Genomic DNA, 295 nt, shown 5'->3' on the forward strand with positions numbered 1-295 from the left:
AAGTTATGAATCTCATTGATAATTTCAATCTCTCGGTTGTTATCCGAGATGATACTGGTCTTACGCTTAAGATCCCTTTCAAGAACATTGAATTTCTTCTCATAATCTTGAGCAATAGAATTAAGTCGCTGATCAGCCATTTCTTTAGTGGTATGTTTGAGCTCTTTAATTGATTGCCAACCAACCAAGGCAATGAGTGAAGCAACACCAGCAATGATATAGAAAAAATACGTCACAGTGACATTCGCAGAGTTCAGAGACTTGTCAGCCACAGAAAGCTCACGATCCGTCATTT

The 295-nt window shown here is 38.3% G+C and carries 1 pseudogene; it reads right to left on the reverse strand.

Annotation, left to right across the window (positions count from 1 at the left end):
* Positions 1–295 (reverse strand): annotated as a pseudogene (locus FTW16_RS21440) (hypothetical protein); the annotation flags it as partial.

The sequence above is a fragment of the Vibrio sp. T20 genome (genome assembly GCF_007858795.1).
GTDB lineage: Bacteria > Pseudomonadota > Gammaproteobacteria > Enterobacterales > Vibrionaceae > Vibrio > Vibrio satsumensis.